Annotated in this window: 15 protein-coding genes; 4 read left to right on the top strand and 11 right to left on the bottom strand. The window is 69.8% G+C overall.

Features of this window, described 5'->3' with window-relative positions; genetic code table 11:
* The first annotated feature begins 41 nt into the window (after window positions 1-41).
* Window positions 42-1,739 (top strand): 5-oxoprolinase subunit B/C family protein, encoded by a 1,698-nt coding sequence (locus tag R5O87_RS17145; RefSeq protein ID WP_410556909.1) that lies wholly within the window; start codon window positions 42-44, stop codon window positions 1,737-1,739.
* A complete protein-coding gene (locus R5O87_RS17140) occupies window positions 1,739-3,508 on the top strand; it encodes an acetyl/propionyl/methylcrotonyl-CoA carboxylase subunit alpha (RefSeq protein ID WP_410556836.1) in 1,770 nt (589 codons plus the stop codon). The genes R5O87_RS17145 and R5O87_RS17140 overlap by 1 nt, the downstream gene beginning before the upstream one ends.
* Before the next feature lie 70 nt (window positions 3,509-3,578).
* On the opposite strand, the gene acnA is transcribed toward R5O87_RS17140, so the two are convergent.
* Window positions 3,579-6,224 carry an aconitate hydratase AcnA gene (acnA, locus tag R5O87_RS17135; protein WP_410556835.1) on the bottom strand — a complete coding sequence of 882 codons (2,646 nt, stop codon included), beginning with the start codon at window positions 6,222-6,224 and terminating at the stop codon, window positions 3,579-3,581.
* A 75-nt stretch (window positions 6,225-6,299) separates the two neighbouring features.
* Here acnA and R5O87_RS17130 point away from each other — a divergent pair, with 75 nt between their 5' ends.
* Together R5O87_RS17130 and R5O87_RS17125 are read left to right on the top strand one after the other, a co-directional pair.
* A complete protein-coding gene (locus R5O87_RS17130; RefSeq protein ID WP_410556834.1) occupies window positions 6,300-6,968 on the top strand; it encodes a GntR family transcriptional regulator in 669 nt (222 codons plus the stop codon).
* Between the two features lie 272 nt (window positions 6,969-7,240).
* Complete coding sequence (locus R5O87_RS17125; protein WP_331575490.1) at window positions 7,241-7,423, top strand: hypothetical protein; 183 nt, start codon at window positions 7,241-7,243, stop codon at window positions 7,421-7,423.
* An 88-nt stretch (window positions 7,424-7,511) separates the two neighbouring features.
* Here the strand turns inward: R5O87_RS17125 and R5O87_RS17120 are convergent, their stop codons facing one another.
* The 10 genes from R5O87_RS17120 to R5O87_RS17075 form a co-directional block, all read right to left on the bottom strand.
* The gene (locus R5O87_RS17120) at window positions 7,512-8,009 is read right to left on the bottom strand and encodes an SRPBCC family protein (RefSeq protein WP_410556833.1); all 498 of its coding nucleotides are present in this window, start codon (window positions 8,007-8,009) and stop codon (window positions 7,512-7,514) included.
* A 31-nt stretch (window positions 8,010-8,040) separates the two neighbouring features.
* The gene (locus R5O87_RS17115; protein ID WP_410556832.1) at window positions 8,041-8,373 is read right to left on the bottom strand and encodes an ArsR/SmtB family transcription factor; all 333 of its coding nucleotides are present in this window, start codon (window positions 8,371-8,373) and stop codon (window positions 8,041-8,043) included.
* 33 nt (window positions 8,374-8,406) lie between these two features.
* Entirely contained in the window at window positions 8,407-10,218 is a 1,812-nt protein-coding gene (locus tag R5O87_RS17110) for an FAD-dependent oxidoreductase (protein WP_410556831.1), read from the bottom strand.
* A 20-nt stretch (window positions 10,219-10,238) separates the two neighbouring features.
* Window positions 10,239-11,105, bottom strand: a complete 867-nt coding sequence (locus R5O87_RS17105) for an aldo/keto reductase (protein ID WP_410556829.1) — start codon at window positions 11,103-11,105, stop codon at window positions 10,239-10,241.
* Window positions 11,102-11,965, bottom strand: coding sequence for a sugar phosphate isomerase/epimerase family protein (locus tag R5O87_RS17100; RefSeq protein ID WP_410556828.1), 864 nt, complete (start codon window positions 11,963-11,965; stop codon window positions 11,102-11,104). Before R5O87_RS17100 ends, R5O87_RS17105 begins: the two co-directional genes overlap by 4 nt.
* Window positions 11,962-14,025 (bottom strand): oxidoreductase, encoded by a 2,064-nt coding sequence (locus R5O87_RS17095; protein WP_410556826.1) that lies wholly within the window; start codon window positions 14,023-14,025, stop codon window positions 11,962-11,964. The genes R5O87_RS17100 and R5O87_RS17095 overlap by 4 nt, the downstream gene beginning before the upstream one ends.
* Before the next feature lie 3 nt (window positions 14,026-14,028).
* Complete coding sequence (locus tag R5O87_RS17090; RefSeq protein WP_410556825.1) at window positions 14,029-15,192, bottom strand: Gfo/Idh/MocA family protein; 1,164 nt, start codon at window positions 15,190-15,192, stop codon at window positions 14,029-14,031.
* A gap of 44 nt (window positions 15,193-15,236) precedes the next feature.
* Window positions 15,237-16,598, bottom strand: coding sequence for an MFS transporter (locus R5O87_RS17085; protein ID WP_410556824.1), 1,362 nt, complete (start codon window positions 16,596-16,598; stop codon window positions 15,237-15,239).
* Between the two features lie 197 nt (window positions 16,599-16,795).
* On the bottom strand, window positions 16,796-17,593 hold the full coding sequence (locus tag R5O87_RS17080; protein ID WP_410556823.1) for an IclR family transcriptional regulator: 798 nt from the start codon (window positions 17,591-17,593) through the stop codon (window positions 16,796-16,798).
* Window positions 17,593-18,378, bottom strand: a complete 786-nt coding sequence (locus R5O87_RS17075) for an IclR family transcriptional regulator domain-containing protein (RefSeq protein ID WP_410556822.1) — start codon at window positions 18,376-18,378, stop codon at window positions 17,593-17,595. The genes R5O87_RS17080 and R5O87_RS17075 overlap by 1 nt, the downstream gene beginning before the upstream one ends.
* Window positions 18,379-18,528 lie beyond the last annotated feature (150 nt).

The raw sequence follows: 18,528 nt of genomic DNA, 5'->3' as shown, positions 1-18,528 counted from the left end.
TGAAGCGACTGTCCAGCATGAAGCGACGGATCCAGGACCCGATGGCAGACACCAATGACCCCACGCCCGCCGCGCCATCCGCCCGCCCCGGCAGGGTGCGCGCCGTGCGGCCGGTGGGAACACGCACGGTCCTCGCCGTAGTGTCCGGAACGCAGGACGTGCTCGCTCTGCAGGCCGCGCTGCTCGAATCTCCGTTGCCGGGCCAGCAGGATGTCCTGGCCGCCGCCGAAACCGTCATGGTCAGGGCCGAATCCCCGGCCGCCGCACGGCGGATCGGGCAGGCCCTCCTGGAGCTGGACCTCACGGCACCCGCCGAACAGGCGGGCGGTCTGGTGGTCATAGACACGGTGTACGACGGCGAGGATCTCGCCGAAGTGGGACAGCTGACCGGCCTCGGCGCCGATGGCGTGATCGCGGCCCACACGGGCCAGGTCTGGACGGTTGCCTTCGCGGGGTTCGCGCCCGGCTTCGGCTACATGGTGGGCGAGAACCAGTCGCTGGAAGTTCCGCGCCGGAGCTCCCCGCGCACCGCGGTCCCGGCGGGATCGGTGGCATTGGCCGGAAACTACTCGGCCGTCTACCCGCGCAAGTCGCCCGGCGGCTGGCAGCTGATCGGCCGCACCGGAGCAAAGATGTGGGACCTCGACCGCCCCGAGCCGGCCCTGGCCAGCCCGGGGCACCGGGTCCAGTTCCGCGCGGTCCGCGATGTGGTCCAAATGGCAGGCCACGAAGGCCGGCGCCCGGACACTGAGAAAAACGGCAGCCAGGCAGTCCCGGCAACCACGTCAGGGCTCCGCGTCCTGGCGCCCGGAATCCACAGCCTCATCGAGGACCTTGGCCGGCAGGGGCATTCTGCCCTCGGCGTCTCCGCAGCCGGAGCGCTGGACCGGGCCTCGCTCCGCCGGGCGAACCGCCTCGTCGGGAACGCGCCGTCGGCCGCCGCCATCGAGACCGTCGCCGGCGGGCTCAGGGTCCAGGCCGTCGGCGACCAGGTTGTGGCCGTCGCGGGGGCGCCGTCGGCACTGACTGTCGTGACGCCGTCGGCCTCTTCCGATGAGGAGGGCGGCGATACGGACGACCGGCAGCGCACCGTTCCGGTAGCCGCGCCATTCGCCCTCCTGGACGGCGAAATCCTCACCATCGGGGTTCCCGACGCCGGTTTCCGCAGTTACGTGGCGGTCCGCGGCGGCGTGGATGTCCCGGCGGTCCTGGGCAGCCGCTCCACGGACACGATGTCCGGGATCGGGCCGAAGCCGCTGGCGGCCGGCCAGCTGCTGCCGTCCGGCAGCGCGGCCGAGTCCGGCGTTGTGGGCAGTCCGGAAATCCAGCCTGACTATCCGAGCGGCGGGGTCACGGTGCTGGACATCGTCCCGGGCCCGCGCGCGGACTGGTTCGACCAGGCCGCCCTTGACTCCCTCTGCGCCCAGGACTGGACGGTCAAGCCGGAGTCCAACCGCGTGGGCATGCGGCTGCAGGGAACACCGCTGGAACGCAGCCGCACCGGAGAGCTGCCCAGCGAAGGAACGGTGGCGGGTGCCATCCAGATGCCGCCGGAGGGCCTTCCCGTCCTGTTCCTCGCCGACCATCCCATCACCGGCGGCTACCCGGTGATCGGCGTGGTGGTGGACCACCAGCTGGACCTGGCCGCGCAGGTCCCGATCGGCGGAAGCCTCCGCTTCCGCATCGCCCCCAAACAGACTTCACCCCAACAGACTTCACCAAGAAAAGCGAGTAACTGATGCGCAAGGTCCTCATCGCCAACCGCGGCGAAATCGCCGTCCGGATCGCCCGGGCCTGCGACGACGCACAGCTGGCCTCCGTGGCAGTGTATGCAGACATCGACGCCGACGCCATGCACGTTTCCGCCGCTGACGAGGCGTACAGCCTCGGCGGCAACTCCCCGGCGGACACCTACCTGGACATCGAAAAGCTCCTCGGCGCCGCAGCCGCGTCCGGAGCGGATGCGGTCCATCCCGGGTACGGTTTCCTGTCCGAGAACGCGGACTTCGCGCAGGCCGTGCTGGATGCCGGACTCGCGTGGATCGGGCCGTCGCCGGAGGCCATCCGGCAGCTCGGCAACAAGATCACGGCCCGGGAGATCGCTGTCCGCGCCGGCGCCCCGCTCGTGGCCGGCAGCGACGGGCCGGTGGAATCCGCCGCCGAGGCCCGCGCCTTCGCGGAGGAGCACGGGCTTCCGATCGCCATCAAGGCAGCGTTCGGCGGCGGCGGGCGCGGCCTGAAGGTGGTCCGGAACCTGGAGGAGGTGGAGGAGGCCTTCGATTCCGCCGTGCGTGAGGCCGTGGCCGCCTTCGGCCGCGGCGAATGTTTCGTGGAGCGCTACCTGGACCGGCCGCGCCACGTCGAAGCGCAGGTGCTGGCCGATACCCACGGCAACGTCATCGTCGTCGGAACCCGGGACTGCTCCCTCCAGCGCCGCCACCAGAAGCTTGTGGAGGAAGCGCCGGCCCCGTTCCTCAGCGACGGGCAGCGGACCCAGATTTACGACGCCGCCAAGGCAGTTTGCCGGGAAGCCGGCTACTCGGGCGCGGGGACGGTGGAGTTCCTGGTCGCCGCCGACGGCACGGTCGCCTTCCTCGAGGTGAACACGCGGCTGCAGGTGGAACACCCCATCACCGAGGAAACCACCGGGATCGACCTGGTCCAGGAACAGTTCCGGATCGCCGCCGGAGAACCGCTCCGCTTCACCGAGGATCCCGACCCGCGCGGCCATGCGTTTGAATTCAGGATCAACGCCGAGGACGTGGGGCGCGGCTTCCTGCCCTCCCCCGGCACCGTCAGCGAGTTCACCGCACCCACCGGCCCCGGCATCCGGCTGGACACCGGAGTCCACTCCGGTTCCTTCGTGGCGCCGCAGTTCGATTCGCTGCTGGCGAAGCTGATCGTCACCGGCGCCGACCGCCAGCAGGCGCTGCGCCGTGCCCGCCGCGCCTTGGCCGAAATCAGCATCGGCGGCGTGGCCACCGTTCTCCCGTTTCACCGCGCGGTGGTAGCGGCTCCGGACTTCACCTCCGAGGACGCCCTGGACGTGCACACCCGCTGGATCGAAACGGACTTCGCGGACCACATCCCGGCGGACCCCGGCTTCAGCCCCGCCGGCCCCGATGGCCGCCGGCGCACCATCACGGTGGACGTGGACGGCCGCCGGCTCGCCGTCGGGCTGCCGGCTGACCTGCTGGACGGTTGGGCACGCTCGGGCCAGGCGCTTCCCGCCGGCCTCGGCACCGCAGCTGCCGGCCCCTCCGACGGCGGCTCGCCCGACGGCGCTGCCGCTGACCCGGCGGAACTCCGCGCCGCCATGAGCGGCACCGTGGTGAAGTGGCTCGTGGAGCCGGGCGCCGAGGTGGCCGCCGGCGATCCCGTGGTGGTCCTGGAGGCCATGAAGATGGAGACCAGCGTCCCCGCCCACCGTGGCGGCGTCCTCTCCGGCGTCGCCGCCGGAGCCGGCGACGTGATCACCGCCGGCTCGGTCCTGGCGGTGATCGGCTAAGCCGGGCACGGCGCTCAAGGTAAAGAGGACGACGGCGGGACCTCCCGCCGTCGTCCCCTTTACCTTCGCTTTAGCCGGCCAGCGTCCTGCGCAGGATCATGGGGATGACGCCGCCGACGGCGAGGAGGTCGCACTCCAGCCCCGTCTCCACCGCGGCCGTTGCGGTGAACTCCTCCCGGCTGCCGTCCGCGCGCACAATCGCGGCGGCGATCCCGGCGCGGGGCCGGAGGCGCTCCGCGGGGGCGTCGAGCGCGATCCGGTCGCCGGGCGCGAGGCTGAGGAGCTTCCCCCTCATGTCCGCCGGCAGGACGAGCGGAAGGATGCCCATGCCGACGAGGTTGGAGCGGTGGATCCGTTCAAAACTGGCGGCGATGACCGCGCGGACGCCCAGCAGCCGCTGGGCCTTGGCGGCCCAGTCCCGGGACGAGCCCATGCCGTACCGTTCACCGGCCACCATCACCACGGAGTCGCCCGCGTCCCGGTACCGCTTCGCGGCGTCCCAGATGGGCAGGGTTTCGTTCGACGGCGCGTGGACGGTGTGCGCCACCGGCGCCTCGGGCTGCAGCAGGTTCCGTACCGACTTGTTGTGGAAGGCGCCGCGGACCATGACCTCCCAGTTGCCGCGGCGGGAGGCGAAGACGTTGAGGTCGCCCCGGTCCTCGCCCAGGTCCACCAGGAAGTCCGCTACGCCGCTGGCCGGCGGGATGGCGCTGGCCGGGGAGATGTGGTCGGTGGTGATGTCGTCGCCGAGCACCAGAAGCGGATGGGCGGTGAACGTGCCCAGGAGGCTGCCCTCGGTCATGGCGGCGAACGGGGGGCGGCGGAGGATGGTGGAGGCGTCATCCCACGGGTACTGCGCCCCGTCCGGTGCCTCCACCCGCTTCCACTGCGGGTCGCGGCTGGCGATGGCGAAGTCGCGGCGGAAATCGGCGGGGTCGTTGGCCTTGGCCACGAAGGCGTCGATTTCGTCGCGGGTCGGCCACAGGTCGGTGAGGTAGACCGGAGTGCCGTCCGCGGCCTGCTGCACGGGTTCCGCGCTGAGGTCGCGCTTCGCGTCGCCTGCCAGGGCGAACGCCACCACCAGCGGGGGCGACATGATGAAGCTGAGCTCGAGGTCGGGGTGCACACGGCCCGGGAAATTGCGGTTGCCGGACAGGATGGCCACGGGTTCGCTCACGCCGTCGGCCTGGGCCCTGGCGATCACGGGCGTCAGCGGGCCGGGGTTGCCGATGCAGGTGGTGCAGCCGAACCCCACGATGTCGAACCCGACGGAGGCGAGGTCGTCGGTGAGCCCGGCCCGTTTCAGGTAGCTGGCGGCCGCGGGTGAGCCCGGGGCCAGCGAGGTCTTGACCCAGTCCGGCACGGTCAGCCCGCGGTTGCGCGCATTGCGGGCAAGCAGTCCGGCGGCGACGAGCAGCCGCGGGTCCGAGGTGTTGGTGCAGCTGGTGATGGCGGCCAGTGCCACCGGGAAGTCCGGCAGGCCGCCGTCGCCCGGCGTAGTTCCGGCCCCGGCGCGGGCCGGGCCCGCCTCCTGTTCGAGAGCCTTGCGGATCCCGCCGTACGGCAGGAGGTCCTGCGGACGGCGCGGGCCGGCGGCGTGCATTTCGACCGCGGACAGGTCGATATCGATGACCCTGGTGTAGATCGGCGCTGCTTCGGGGTCGAACCAGAGGCCTGCCTGCCGGGCGTACGCCTCGACCAGCCGCGTCTGTTCGGCGCTGCGTCCGGTTCCGGCGAGGTAGTCGAGGACGTGACCGTCGATCGGGAAGTAGCCGGTGGTGGCGCCGTACTCGGGCGCCATGTTTGCCACGACGGCGCGCTCGCCCACGGTCAGTGTGGAGGCGCCGGGGCCGAAGAACTCGACGAATTCGCCGGTGACGCCCGCCTGGCGCAGCCGCTGGGTGACGGCCAGCGCCAGGTCCGTGGCGAGGGTGCCGGGCGCCAGCTCACCGGCCAGGCGGACGCCGACGACGTCGGGGATGCGCAGCGTGGCCGGCATCCCGAACATCACTGTCTGCGCCTCCAGTCCGCCGACGCCCCAGCCCAGGACGCCGAGGCCGTTGATCATCGGGGTGTGGCTGTCGGTGCCCACCATCATGTCCGGCACCGCCCAGCGGACGCCGTCCCGCTCGATGGTGGTCACCACGGTGGCCAGCTGCTCGAGGTTGATGGTGTGCATGATGCCGGTGCCCGGCGGGTTGATGTGCACGCCGTTCATGGCCTTCGATGCCCATTTGAGGAACTGGTAGCGCTCCCGGTTCCGGCGGATCTCGTGCTTGATGTTCCGTGCCGCCGCGTCGGAGCGGCCGTATTCCTCGACTGCCAGCGAATGGTCGATGGACACGTCCACGCGCAGCAGCGGGTTCAGGGCCATGGGGTCCGCCCCGGCCTCGGCGAGGGTGTCCCGCATGGCCGCGATGTCCACCAGGGCTGGCGTGCTGGTGGTGTCGTGCATCAGCACCCGGGTGGGCAGGAACTCGATTTCGGCCGTGCTGGTGCCTGTGGCCAGCCAGTTCCGCAGGGCATCCATGGCCTGCTCCCGCTCCCGGCCGGCCATGTTCCGCTGTACGTTCTCCGCCAGCAGCCGGAGAACCACCGGCAGCCGGTCAAACCCTGTGCCGAAGGCACTTTCGATGTCCACGGCCTGCAGGATCTCGCCGTTGACGGAGAGTGTGTTGAGGCAAGAATCCGAGCTCGCGGTGGCGGAGATACCCATTGTTTGCTTTCTGAAAGGAACGGTCAACTGTTATAGGTTATAACCTATAGTCAAGCCTTTCGAAGGGAGCATCCGGTGGCACAGCTACCCGTAGCACTGACCAAGAGCGCGTATGCCTACGAGGAACTGCGCCGCCGGATCCTGACCGGGGAGATCAGCCACGGTTCGGTGCTCAGCCAGGCCCAGCTCGCCCACGAGATCGGAGTGAGCACCACTCCGCTGCGCGAGGCGCTGCGCCGGCTCGCCGCCGAGGGCCTCGTGCAGCTGGAGTCCCACCGCGACGCCCGGGTCGCGTCCCTCACCGCCGACGAGGCCCGCGACCTGTATGTGCTCCGCGAAAACCTGGACCCGCTGGCCACCGGACTGGCGGCGGAGAGCCGGACGCCCGCCGACATCGAGGACATCCAGGCGGCGCTGAAGCAGCTGACCCCATTGCACGACGCCGCGGACCTTGATGCCATGACGGCGCACCGTGAGTTCCACCGCGCCGTGTACAAGGCCTCGCACAACCCGCTGCTGATCGGGATCCTGGAGGGCCTGTGGGACAAGGCGGACCGGTACCGCCAGATCGGCCTGCAGAGCCAGAAGGACTCCGAGAAGGACCGCAAGCGCGTCCGCGAGGAGCACATGGAAATCGCCGACGCGGTGGTGTCCGGCGATGCCGCCCGGGCCCGCGAGATCATGCAGCGCCACGTGGTGGGCAGCCTGGGCCGCCGCGCCATCGCCGTCCTCGCCGAGGGCTAGCACTGTAACCCTCTATGTGGCAAACCTCACCCGCCGTTTCGGGTCAAATCGTTTGAAATGCCTTCCCAGGCCTGTGCATCATGGAATGGAACCACGAGGGAATACGTTTTTCTCCAAATGGTTTAGAAGTTCAAACACAACAAAATCCTGGTGGACGCAATGAGGCCAAACCGGTGAGCTCGTCGAGCTGCCTAAGGCCTCCGAGCGTTCCTGGGCTGTCCTGTTCCGCGGCATCGCATAGGCGCCTTGCCCAGACACGAAAGCACTGAGAAATGACCTTTGACAACGCTGAATCAATGACGATCAAGATCTGGGACCGTTCCGCAGTGGACCACACGCTGGAGTCGCTGGTGCACGATTTTTCGAGCCGGGCGAACGCCCACAAGAATGACGTTGCGGTCCACCTGACCGGCCCGAACACCTTCACGCTCAGCCTGAACACCGCGGGCCTCTAGCCAGCACCCCGGACACAACGCAAGAGGACGACGACGGGACATTCCCGCCGTCGTCCTCTTGCTTTTGCGCTGAAATCCCCGAAAAGCCTCAGGCGCGGGCGGGCTCGGCCAGGAGGGCGTCGATCTGTCCGGCGGCCTCCTTCATTCCCTCCTCCATGCCCATCTCCATCATCTGGTTCATCTGCTCTTCGGACTCGAAGACGGACTGGACGGTCATCCGGGTGCGGCCGCCGATGTCCTCCAGCGTGACCGTCGCGTGCGCGGCGCCCACGGCCTCCACCGGCGCACCGTTGTCATCGGCGAACCCGTCGTCGAACTCAAGCCGGTTAGGGGCCTGGATGTCGGTGATGCGCCACCAGCCGCGGGGTTTCTCGCCGTCCGGGCCGGTCATGTAATACGAAGCCTCGCCGCCGGGGGTGAACTCGTAGTGGCTGAACGTCGCCGGATAGGTGGGCGGGCCCCACCAGCGCTCGAGCTGCCGCGGGTCTTCCCAGATCTGCCAGACGCGCTTCACGTCGGCGTCGAACTCTGCCACGAGGGTGAAGCTGAGCGCCTCGGGATTCTTGGTGGAACTGATAACCGTCATTGCCGGACCCTTCCTAATTCTTCAGCCAGTCCTACTCTTCAGCCAGGATGTCTGCGATCCGGGCGACGCGCTGCCGCCAGATCGCCTCGTACTCGTCAAGCAGCCGGCGGGCCTTCTCCAGGCCGTCGTGGTTGCCCCGCACGATCTGCTCCCTTCCGCGCTTTTCCTTGGTAACCAGGGAGGCGCGCTCCAACACCGCCACGTGCTTTTGAACGGCGGCAAAGCTCATGGCGTAGAGGGCCGCCAGGCCGCTCACCGAATACTCGCCCACCGTCACCCGGCGCATGATGTCCCGCCGGGTGGTGTCCGCGAACGCCTGGAAGAGGCGGTCGAGTTCGGCATTGCTAAGCTGATCTACAACCATTTGGTTGTAGGATATGACTGCCGGGAAGGGCTGTCAATGGGCTGACTCAGCAATTTCCGCAGGCACCGACCCGTCATCCTCGTACTCCACGGCGGCGGCAAGGTCGCGGCCGGCGACGTAGCCGAACGCGAGGGCCGGGCCGAGGTTGATGCCCCCGGCAGGATAGTGCCCGCCCATCACGCTGGCCTGGTCATTGCCGGCGACGTACAGGCCCGGGATCGGCCTGCCGGCCTCGTCCAGGGCGCGGGAGCGGCCGTCCACGTCCAGCCCGGCGAACGTCCCGAAGCTGCCCGGCACCACGCGCACGGCATAGAACGGGCCCTTCTCGATGGGACCCAGCGACGGGTTCGGCTGCACCGTGGCGTCCCCGCCGTAGCGGTTGAAGGGCGTGGAGCCGCGGCCGAAGTCCGGGTCCGCGCCGTCGGCCGCATGGCGGTTGAACCGCTCCACCGTCTCCCGCAGCCCGGCGGGATCGATGCCGCAGCGGGCCGCGAGCTCCTCGAGGGTGCGGCCCTTCTTCAGATAGCCGGAGCGCAGGTAGGGGAAGAGCGGCACGGGCAGCGGCTTGGCCATGCCCAGCGGGAAGCGTCGCACAAAGCGCGAGTCGGCGATCTGCCAGGCCTCCGCCTGCTCCCCCGCAGGCGTTGCCGCCAGCATCGCCGCCACGTAGTCGTAGTACCCGTTGGCCTCGTTGACGAACCGCTTCCCGCTGCGCAGCACGCCGATGCTGCCCGGCTTGGCGCGGTCCATGATGTGCGGGAACGTTCCGGTACGTCCATTGCGGTACGGCACCAAGGACACCGGGCACCAAGCGGCCGCGGATTTCACGTCTGCCCGGAAGCGGGCACCCACGGACTGGCCCAGGCTGATGCCGTCGCCGCTGGCCTCCGCAGGCGCCAGCGTCCAGTGCTCGAGCCCGGTGGGAGTGTGCGGGAACAGCTCCTTCCGGCGCTCCACATCCTGCGGGAAGCCCCCGGCAGCCAGGACCACGCCGCGTGCGGCGTTGATCCGCAGCTCCCCTTCGGGGGTTCCGACGACGGCGCCCGTCACCTTGCCGTCGCTGTCGGTCAGCAGGCGGCGGGCCGGCGTGGAGACGCGGACGTCCACGCCGAAGCGGTCCGCGGACTGCAGCAGCCGGCCGGTCAGGGCCGTGCCGTTGACCAGCTGCATGTTGCGCCGGTGGGTCAGCAGGTCCAGGATGTGCAGGCCGAAGCGCCAGCCCGCATGCAGGAGCCCGCGCGGATTGCCCCTGGACGCGGACAGGAATTTGGTCAGGTCCGGTCCTGCCATGATGCCCATTCCGAGGAACGAGGTTTCATACAGCTGGTGCCGCAGCTTGGCGCGCAGCTCCGGGCGGATCCGCCGGGCGTTCATCGGCTTGGGCCCCACCGAGCGGTGCCCGGCCCCGGCGCCGGGAAGCCCGCCGTAGATGTCGTTGATCCTGGCGCCCGGGACGAACTGCAGCGACGTCCTCTGGTGGAAGAAGCCCACCATGTGCGGCACTGCCTCCAGGAACGCGTCCACCCTGTCCGCCTGGTAGTCGGTCCCCAGGACGCTACGGAGGTAGGTGCGGAAGGACTCCTTGTCCTCCACGACGCCGGCCGCCCTGGCCAGCGGATTGCCCGGCGCCCACGCCCAGCCGCCCGACCAGGCTGTGGCACCGCCGCAGACGTCCGCCTTTTCCACCACCACAACGTTCAGCCCGTGGTACGCGGCCGTCACAGCGGCAGCGAGGCCGCCCGCGCCGGAGCCCACCACCAGGACGTCACAGTCCAGGATGGCGCGGTCCAGGGTGTCGCAGTCCAGGGCAGCGGGGGTTGGTGTTCCATCAGTCGGGAAAGTCATCTCTTGCTCCAGTAGTTCTTTCAGTGTCCGAAGTCGTCCGAGTCCAGCCGCGGCGGCGCGCCCGTGTCCAGGGCATCGATGCCGGCCATTTCCGCCCCGGTGAGGGCGAAGCCGAAGACGTCGAGGTTTTCGCGCTGCCGCCGGTCATCGGCCGACTTGGGGATCGCCGCCCGTCCGGACTGGACCTGCCAGCGGAGGACCACCTGCGCCGGCGTCTTGCCATATGCCTCGGCGGGGCCGGTGACGGCCGGGTCCGAGAGGAAGCCCCCAGTGCGGCCCAGCGGGCTGTAGGCGGTGGTGAAGATGCCGTGCCCCCGGTGGAAGGCGAGCTGGTCCGGCTGCTGGGTTTCGGGATCGATCTGCACCTGGTTGATAGGTGCTTTCAGGCCTGCTGCCTGCAGCTCCCGCAGGTGGGCCGGCTTGAAGTTGGAGACGCCCCAGCACCTGATCAGCCCCTCCTGCGTCAGCTCGATGAGCCCCTCCGCCGCCTCGACGAACCGGCCGTCGGCAGGATTCGGCCAGTGGACCAGGAAGAGGTCCAGGTACTCGGTGCCGAGCCGCCTGGTTGCCGCGCCGAAGGCCTCGCGCACGCCTCTCCGGCCGTGCCACTGCCTGTTGAATTTCGTGGTGAGGAACAGGTCCCCGCGGGCGATGCCGCTGCGCCGGATCCCCTCCCCCACGGCCTCCTCGTTGCCGTAGTTTTCGGCCGTGTCGATGTGCCGGTACCCGTTGCCGATGGCGCGGTCCACCGCGTCGGCGGCTTCCTCGCCGGTCATCGGCCAGGTCCCCAGTCCGATCAGGGGAATGACGACGCCGGGTGCCAGTTCCGCCGTCGTGCTTCCCAACGCTTCGCTTCCCAGTGCTTCGCTTTCCAGTACTCCGCTCACCGGGTTCCTGCTTTCGAGAGGTTGTCCGCTTCCTGCAGCATGGCTTCCTGCAACACGGCGTCGGCAGCAGCTTTGAGCTTCCGCGCCCAGCCCAGCTCCCCGAGCCGGGCCACCGTGCTGTCCGACGGCACTTCCACGCTCACCGGAACATCGGCGGGGAAGACATTGACGAGGTCGGCGAGGCCGAAGCCGCCTTCGCCCGGAACCCCGCGTTCCGAGCGGGACTCCGCCACCAGTGCCGCGCGGTCAGCGGGACGGGTGGCAGGCCCGTCGCAGAGCTGCAGCATCGGCACCAGATCGAGGTTGGCCTCCAAGTCCCGCCACTGCGCGGAGCCGGGGACCGCCCCGAAACGGTTCAGGTGGAGCGCGTCCACCACGATGTTGCACCCCGAGGTACGGGCCAGGGCCACCGCGGCCGGGATGGAGTTCACCGCCTGGTAGGAGATGGGCTCCAGCGTGGGGACAACGCCGTAACTGCGGCCGTCCTCCGTCATACGCGCCAGGGTGTCGGCGAGGCGCGCGGGATCGGGGTCGGACGCGGCCACCGTCAGGGATGCCGCGCCCAGCGCCTGACCGGCCGCCATCATGGCCAGCCACGCGCCGCGCTTGTCGGTGCCGTCCAGCAGCAGGAATTCGATGTCGCGGACCGTGACCCCGGTGTCGGCCATCCGGGCCAGGGTCTCCCGCAGCATGGGCGATCCGGGCTGCAGGTCGTAGGGCCGCTCGTTGGGAGTGACGGAGCGGACGCGGGCGCCGATGAAGTCGAAGCCGGCCTCCGCCGCAACGGTCACCAGCTGCGGCGGGGCGGTGTTGAGGAGGGACAGTTGGGCCAGGCCCAGTTGCCGGCGCGGTGCGCTCATGATGCTGCTCCGTTCATGCTGAGTTCGAGGGGTCGGGCAGGGTCTGCGGCAAGCGCGGCGGCGATGCGCTGCGCCGCGTCGTACCCGCTCTTCACCGCGTTGGAGGCGATGGCCGGGGTCCGGTCCACCACCGTTCCGGCCAGCGCCGCCGGCACGCCGGCCGCCCGGGCAAGGTCCGCCTCACGGTCTTCCGGCGGGACCGAAGTGTCCAGCGGCAGCACGGAACGGGACACCAGGAGGTTCCCCGGCGCGTCGAGCCATTCGGAGCCGGAACAGTCCCGGGACGTGCGGGCGATCCGGATCCGGCCGCCGTCGTATTCCTCGATCGTGGCGCCCAGCCGGATCCGCGCCCGCGGATTCTGTTCGAGCCGGGGCACGGCCAGGATCTTTGCCCGGCGCCCGGATTCCGGTGCGAGGACCTCCTGCGGCCCCACCAGCAGCACCGCGGTGCCGCGGGACGCGAGCGTGTCAGCCAGGCTCATCGCCACCGAGTCCGCGCCCCAGATGGTCACGGCGTCCGGCGCGCCGCCGCCGCTCCCGTCGGAATTCAGCACCTCCGGGTGGGCGGCGAGCCAGTCCCGCACGTCGGTCACGCCGGGCAGCTCGGCGCCGGGGAAGCCTGCCGCGGGCCGGGACCCGCCGGTGGCCAGCACGACGGCGTCGGCCCCGGTTTCCCGGACGAGCGCCGCAACGTCGCCGGGATCCACCCGCCTGCCCAGCCGGACGTCAATGCCCAGCCGCTCGTTCTCGGCGGCGGACCAGTCGGTGAAGCGGTGGAAGTCCGGAGTGGATTTCATCTGTTCGGCGAGGGCGAACTGCCCGCCCAGCCGGGCACCGCCGTCGAGCACGGTGACCTGCGCACCCGCTTGGGCGAGTTCCCGGGCGGCGGTGAGGCCTGCGGGGCCGGCCCCCACAACGGCCACCCGGGCACCCGGCCGGACGGCCGGCGTCGGAACCGGAATCCGCGAGCGCCCGACGGCGGGGTTGACGGTGCACGTGACCTGTCCCTGGCCGAGGGTGTCGATGCAGACGTTGCAGGCGATGCACGGACGGTACGACTCGCCGTGCAGGACGCCGCCCGCAAACGCGGGGTCGGCGTGGATGGCGCGGGCCAGGCTGACGAAATCGCAGGCACCGTCGCCGAGGACCTCTTCGATGATGTCCGGCGAATTAAGCCGGCCGGCCATGCCCAGCGGCAGCCCGAACTGCCGGTACGCCGCGGCATAGTCGCGGAGCAGGCCGGGTTGCCACTCGCCGGGCTGCACGATCCATTCGCCGGCGTCGTAGCTTCCGGCGGACAGGTCCAGGAAGTCCAGCCGGTCCAGGTGCGCCTTGGCCATGATCGCCACCTGGTGTTCGGCGCTGATGCCGTCCGCCGGGCCCTCGATGACGGACACCCGCACGCCCAGGATGGCGTCCGGGGCGGCGTCGCGGACGGCGTCGATGACCAGGTTCAGGAAGTGCTCCGGCGCGGCGAACTCGTCCGTGCGGTGGTTGGAGATGGGCGACATGAACTGGTGGATCAGGTAGCCGTGTGCGCCGTGGATGTTGATCACGTCGAAGCCCGCGGCCACGGCCCGGCGGGCGGCCGCGGCGTAGGACGCCACGAGCTCGCGGCATTCGTCCGCGGTCAGTTCCCGCGGAATCTCGCCGCCGGCCACCGCGCACGGGACCGGCGACGGCGCCACGTTCCTGTGCCCGGACACGGCGGTCTGGGCGGTGCGGCCACCGTGGTTAAGTTCGACGGCGGCCAGCGCACCTTCCGCGTGCAGGGCGTCGGTGAGCCTGCGCAGCCCGGGAATCATGGCGTCGGTATGCAGGCCGAGCTGGTGGGTGCGACCCTTGCCGTCGGCCCGCACGTACGTGGCTTCGGTGGTGACCATGCCGAGGCCGGCCCGGGCCCGGGTGACGAGGTAGTCGATGTACTGTTCGGTGATGTGCCCGTCGGCGGTGCCGTAGTTGCGTTCCATCGGGGCGGAGGCGAGCCGGTTGCGGAGGGTCCGTGGAGTTCGGCCGTTCCGGCCCAGGGTGAGCGGGCGGGCGGCGTTTCGTTCAGTCATGGCTTAGCCTGCCGCTTCCGCCGGCACCCGGGCGTCGGCTGAAACCACGACGTCGGCCGGCACCTCGACTGCCGACGGAGCCTGGACGTCCTTGAAGCGGACGGGACGGCCGGTGCGGGAGGACTCGTAGACCGCCAGCAGGATCCGCAGCGATTTGAGGGCGTCCCTGCCGGTGATGGCGGGCTCGGTGCCGGCATCCAGCGCCTGCACGAAGTCGCGGACCTGGCTGGTGTGGTGCGGAATGAGCTGGCCGTTGATGGTGGAGAGGTCAACGTTCGGCTCCACGCCCTCGGGGTGGACGGGCTCCACGGTGATCTTCTCGCCCACCGCCCAGAGGTCCAGCCGGCCGTCGCTGCCTTCGGGGAATTCCGTCAGCGATGCCGAGGCACCCGTTTCGCCCGTGATCCGGAGCTGGATGCCCAGGTTGGGGGACACCGCCGTCGACGCCTCCAGCGTTGCCATGGCGCCGGAGGTGAAGGTGATGACGGCGGTGGCGGAGTCCTCCACCTCGATGTAGCCGCCGTGCCGGAAGGTGTTGACCTTCCCGTAGACCTCCGCCACGTCGCCGAGGTACCACTGCAGCAGGTCGATCTGGTGGATGGCCTGCGTCATGAGGACGCCGCCGCCGTCGTTCTCCCAGGTGCCGCGCCATGCGTCGCGGGAATAGTATTCCGGCGCGCGGTGCAGCATCACGGAGCACTGGGCCATCAGCGGCCGGCCCAGCGTCCCGTCGTCGATGCTTTCACGGATCTTCTGGGCGGCCGGCCAGAAGCGGCGCTGGAACAAGGCTCCGAACTGCACGCCGGCCTCCTCGCAGGCCTCCACCATGCGCTCGGCCGAGTCCAGCCGGGTGGCGATCGGCTTCTCGCACAGCACGTGCACCCCGGCCGCCGCGGCCTTGAGCACCACCTCCTCATGGGTCGGGTGGGGCGTGCAGACCGAGACGATGTCCACGCCCAGCGCCAGGATCTCGTCCACGGTGTTCACCGCGTTGGGCACTTCCCAGGCCTGCGCCGTGGCGCGCGCCCGGTCCAGGTCGATGTCGCACACGCCCACCACCTGCACGTTGTCCAGGGCGCCGAAGGCCTCGAGGTGGTTGCGGGAGATGGCGCCGCAGCCCACGATGCCGGCTCGGTAGGTGCGGGGGGCGGTTGCTGGCGGGGTCATGGTTCCAACTTTCTTTCTGGAGGGGAGGCGGGGTGTCAGAGGGATTACCGGCGCTGGCGCGGCAGGCCGAGTTCCTCGAGGGGCGTCTTGTGGGTTTCACGGGCGGTGGCAATGGCGATGGCCGAGACTGCCAGGCAGGCCACGGTGAACACTGCCACCGGAATCCAGCCTCCGGGACCCGGCTGGGCCAGGACAGTGGCGATGGCGGGGGCGAAGCCGGTGAGGATCAGGCCCACCTGGCTGCCGATGGCCATTCCGGAGTAGCGGACCGGCGCCGGGAACATCTCGGGGAAGAAGACCGTCCACACGCCGTTCCAGCAGGAGTAGAAGACGGACATGTTCAGGAACCCGAAGACGAAAAGCAGGGCGATGTTGTGCTCGCTGATGGCCCAGAAGTAGCCGAACGCGGTGACGGCGCAGCCGAGGGAGCCCACCAGGAGCACCTTCTTGCGGCCGAACCGGTCCGAGATGATGCCGGCCAGCGGGATGGTGAACATGGACAGGCCGATGGTGAGCGCGTTGACCGTGAGCATGAGGGTCCGGTCCAGGCCGATGCCCTTGCCGGTGGCGTAGGCCAGGGCGTAGACGGTGAAGGTGGTCTGCATGACGGAGAACAGCATCACCAGGGCCACGCGCACGACGTCGCGCCACTGGGTTTTCAGCACCTCGGCCGCGGGGATGCCCTTGGGCTTCTTCGCTTCCACGGTCTCCTCGAATACGGGCGGCTCATCCAGCCGGGTGCGGATCCAGTAGGCGACCAGCAGCACCACGGCGGACAGCCAGAACGGGACGCGCCAGCCCCAGCCCAGCAGCTGCTCCTCCGGGAGGGCGGCGAGCGGAATGAACACCACCGTGGAGAGCTCCATGCCGGACGCGTAGCCGGTCATCACAAAGCTGGTGAAGAAGCCGCGGCGTCCTTCCGGGGAGTGCTCCATGGTCAGGGTGGACGCGCCGGCGGACTCGGCGCCGGCGGAGAATCCCTGCGCCAGCCGGCCCGCCAGCAGCAGCGCCGTGGCCCAGTAGCCGATCTGGTCATAGGTGGGCAGGAAGCCGATGCCGATGGAGGCCACACCCATGATCACCAGCGTGATCATCAGGGCCTGCTTGCGGCCGATCCTGTCCCCGAAGTGGCTCATGATGACGCCGCCCAGGGGCCGGGCGAGATAGCCGACGCCGAACGTGGCCATCGCGCCGAGCAGCGCAACCACCGGGTCGCCGCCGGGGAAGAAGATCTTCGGGAAGACCAGCGCTGCTGCCGTGCCGTAGATGAAGAAGTCGTAGTACTCCAGCGTCGATCCAAGGAAGGAGGCCAGGGCGGCCTTCCGCGGGGTCTTCGCCGGAAGGCTGTCCGCGCGGTCCAGGACGGCGGTCTCCGCGGCGGGGGTTGGGGGCTGGACGTGTCCCATAGGTTCTCCTCGTTGAGTTTCCAGGGCGGCCGCCACCGAGGGTGGTGGGGCCAAAGGGTTGAGCCTGCACCGTGTCCGGTGGCTGTCGCTCTGGAGGAAAACACTAGGAGCAGGGAAACGCGCCGCGGCCAAACTTCCCGTTCAACGGGATGCGCATGTGCCGGCACGCAAGCGCGGCGGGACGCCAGCGGCGAAGGTCAGGCGCCCTGAAGCCAGGGCCGCGTGCCGTACGGGCGGCGCTCGGCGCCCATGGTCCGGGACAGGCCGCGTCCCGCGGCCACGAGGACCGGAAGGACCACCTTGGGGTCCTCGTCCGCCGTCGGAATCACGACGGCGATCGCTCCTATCACGCTGTTGCCCTCGCCGAAGACGGGGACGGCGTAGGCCGTGTTTTCCTCGACCAGGACGCCGGCCATGCGGACGTAGCCGCGCTCGCGGATCAGGGCGAGCTGGGCGCGCAGGCGCGCCGGGTCGGTCTCCGTGGCGGCAGTGGTTTTCTCCAGCGGCCCCGCAAGGAACCGTTCCTGCACGTCGCGCGGCATGTGCGCCATCATGGCCATGCCGGAGGACGTGTTGTGGATCAGGAGCCGGCCGGCGACGGCGGCCAGGTTGGTGGCGGTGCCGTGCCGGTCCAGCTGTTCCAGGTAGAGCACGGTGCCGGAACCGACGTCGGGAATGGAGAGTGAAACCTGCTCACGGACAGCGGCGTGGACGCCTTCCAGGAACGGAAGGCCCCGCCGTCGGAATTCCTCAAGGGGATTGCTGCGGGACGCCAGCTCCCACATCTTCATGCCCACGCCGTAGTCCCCGGCCTCGCCGCGGTTCAGCAGCCCGCTGTCCACCAGGTCGTTGGCCAGCCGGTGGGCGGTGCTGCTGGACATCCCCGTGGCGCGGACCAGGTCGCGCAGCGACATCCGCGGCCGGCCCTTCGAAAAGGCATCCAGGATCTTCACGACGCGCTGGATCACGGATTCACCGGAGGGCGAGTTGGCCATCAGGCCCGCCGCAGCCCGGAGGCGTCCCCGCCGTAGTCCAGGCCGATCTGCCGGGCCGCCTCCTGCAGGCGCGGTACCACCGACTTTTCGATGTCCTCGGCAGGCGACCGGTGCGTCTGCAGGGAAACGTTGACGGCCGCCACCACCTCATGGCCGCGGCACACCGGCACTGCCACGCCGCGCAGTCCCTCTTCCAGCTCCTGCGACACCATGGCCCATCCCCTGGACCTGGCCCGCTCAATTTCCGCCCGCAGCTGCTCCAGACTGGCAACGGAGTGCTCCGTCAGCTTCTGCAGCTGCACCTTTTCGAAGTAGGCCTGCAGCTCCGGCTCGGCCAGGGCACCCAGCAGCACGCGCCCCATGGAGGTGGCCCACGCTGGGAACCGGGTACCCACGGTGATGGTCACGCTGAGCAGCCGGGGCGACGGGACGCAGGCGACATACACGACGTCGGCGCCGTCGAGGATGCAGAGGGAGGTGGTCTCGTTCAGTTCGGCAGCGAGCGCCTTCAGGTGCCGGTCCGCGATGGCCGGAAGCTCGAGGTTGGCCAGGAAGGACCGTCCGATGTCCAGCGAGCGCGCTGTCAGCTCGAAGTGCGCACCGTCCGCCCGCAGGTAGCCGAGGTCGGCCAGGGTAAGGAGGAAGCGCCGGGCGGAAGCCCTGGTGGTGTCTGCCGCCGCGGCCACCTGGGACACCGTCAGCCGGGGCGCGTTCGGGGTGAAGGCCCGGAGCACGTCGAACGCCTTCTCGACCGATTTCACAAAATAGGCCGGCTGTTCGTCCATGGGCTCCCTGCGCCTCAAGCATTGCTGTACCTGACGTACCAAGAATACGGGCCACGGTCCGGCCGGGCGCGGGCAAACAAAAACGGATTGTGAGCCGCTTCACTCTGCGCTATCCTTTTTCTAGTCGCATATCGCACGCTTGTTCGCGAT

This window comes from Arthrobacter globiformis (assembly GCF_046536215.2).
GTDB classification, from domain to species: domain Bacteria; phylum Actinomycetota; class Actinomycetes; order Actinomycetales; family Micrococcaceae; genus Arthrobacter; species Arthrobacter globiformis_E.
Note: the sequence above shows the minus strand (reverse complement) of the source record. Positions and strands in the feature narration are given on the sequence as shown.

Excerpts from the sequence above, each read along its gene's own strand:
- R5O87_RS17145 (WP_410556909.1), top strand. The coding sequence starts at position 42 with ATGGCAGACACCAATGACCCCACGCCCGCCGCGCCATCCGCCCGCCCC.
- R5O87_RS17140 (WP_410556836.1), top strand. The coding sequence starts at position 1,739 with ATGCGCAAGGTCCTCATCGCCAACCGCGGCGAAATCGCCGTCCGGATC.
- acnA (WP_410556835.1), bottom strand. The coding sequence starts at position 6,224 with ATGGGTATCTCCGCCACCGCGAGCTCGGATTCTTGCCTCAACACACTC.
- R5O87_RS17125 (WP_331575490.1), top strand. The coding sequence starts at position 7,241 with ATGACCTTTGACAACGCTGAATCAATGACGATCAAGATCTGGGACCGT.
- R5O87_RS17120 (WP_410556833.1), bottom strand. The coding sequence starts at position 8,009 with ATGACGGTTATCAGTTCCACCAAGAATCCCGAGGCGCTCAGCTTCACC.
- R5O87_RS17115 (WP_410556832.1), bottom strand. The coding sequence starts at position 8,373 with ATGGTTGTAGATCAGCTTAGCAATGCCGAACTCGACCGCCTCTTCCAG.
- R5O87_RS17110 (WP_410556831.1), bottom strand. The coding sequence starts at position 10,218 with ATGACTTTCCCGACTGATGGAACACCAACCCCCGCTGCCCTGGACTGC.
- R5O87_RS17100 (WP_410556828.1), bottom strand. The coding sequence starts at position 11,965 with ATGAGCGCACCGCGCCGGCAACTGGGCCTGGCCCAACTGTCCCTCCTC.
- R5O87_RS17095 (WP_410556826.1), bottom strand. The coding sequence starts at position 14,025 with ATGACTGAACGAAACGCCGCCCGCCCGCTCACCCTGGGCCGGAACGGC.
- R5O87_RS17090 (WP_410556825.1), bottom strand. The coding sequence starts at position 15,192 with ATGACCCCGCCAGCAACCGCCCCCCGCACCTACCGAGCCGGCATCGTG.
- R5O87_RS17085 (WP_410556824.1), bottom strand. The coding sequence starts at position 16,598 with ATGGGACACGTCCAGCCCCCAACCCCCGCCGCGGAGACCGCCGTCCTG.
- R5O87_RS17080 (WP_410556823.1), bottom strand. The coding sequence starts at position 17,593 with ATGGCCAACTCGCCCTCCGGTGAATCCGTGATCCAGCGCGTCGTGAAG.
- R5O87_RS17075 (WP_410556822.1), bottom strand. The coding sequence starts at position 18,378 with ATGGACGAACAGCCGGCCTATTTTGTGAAATCGGTCGAGAAGGCGTTC.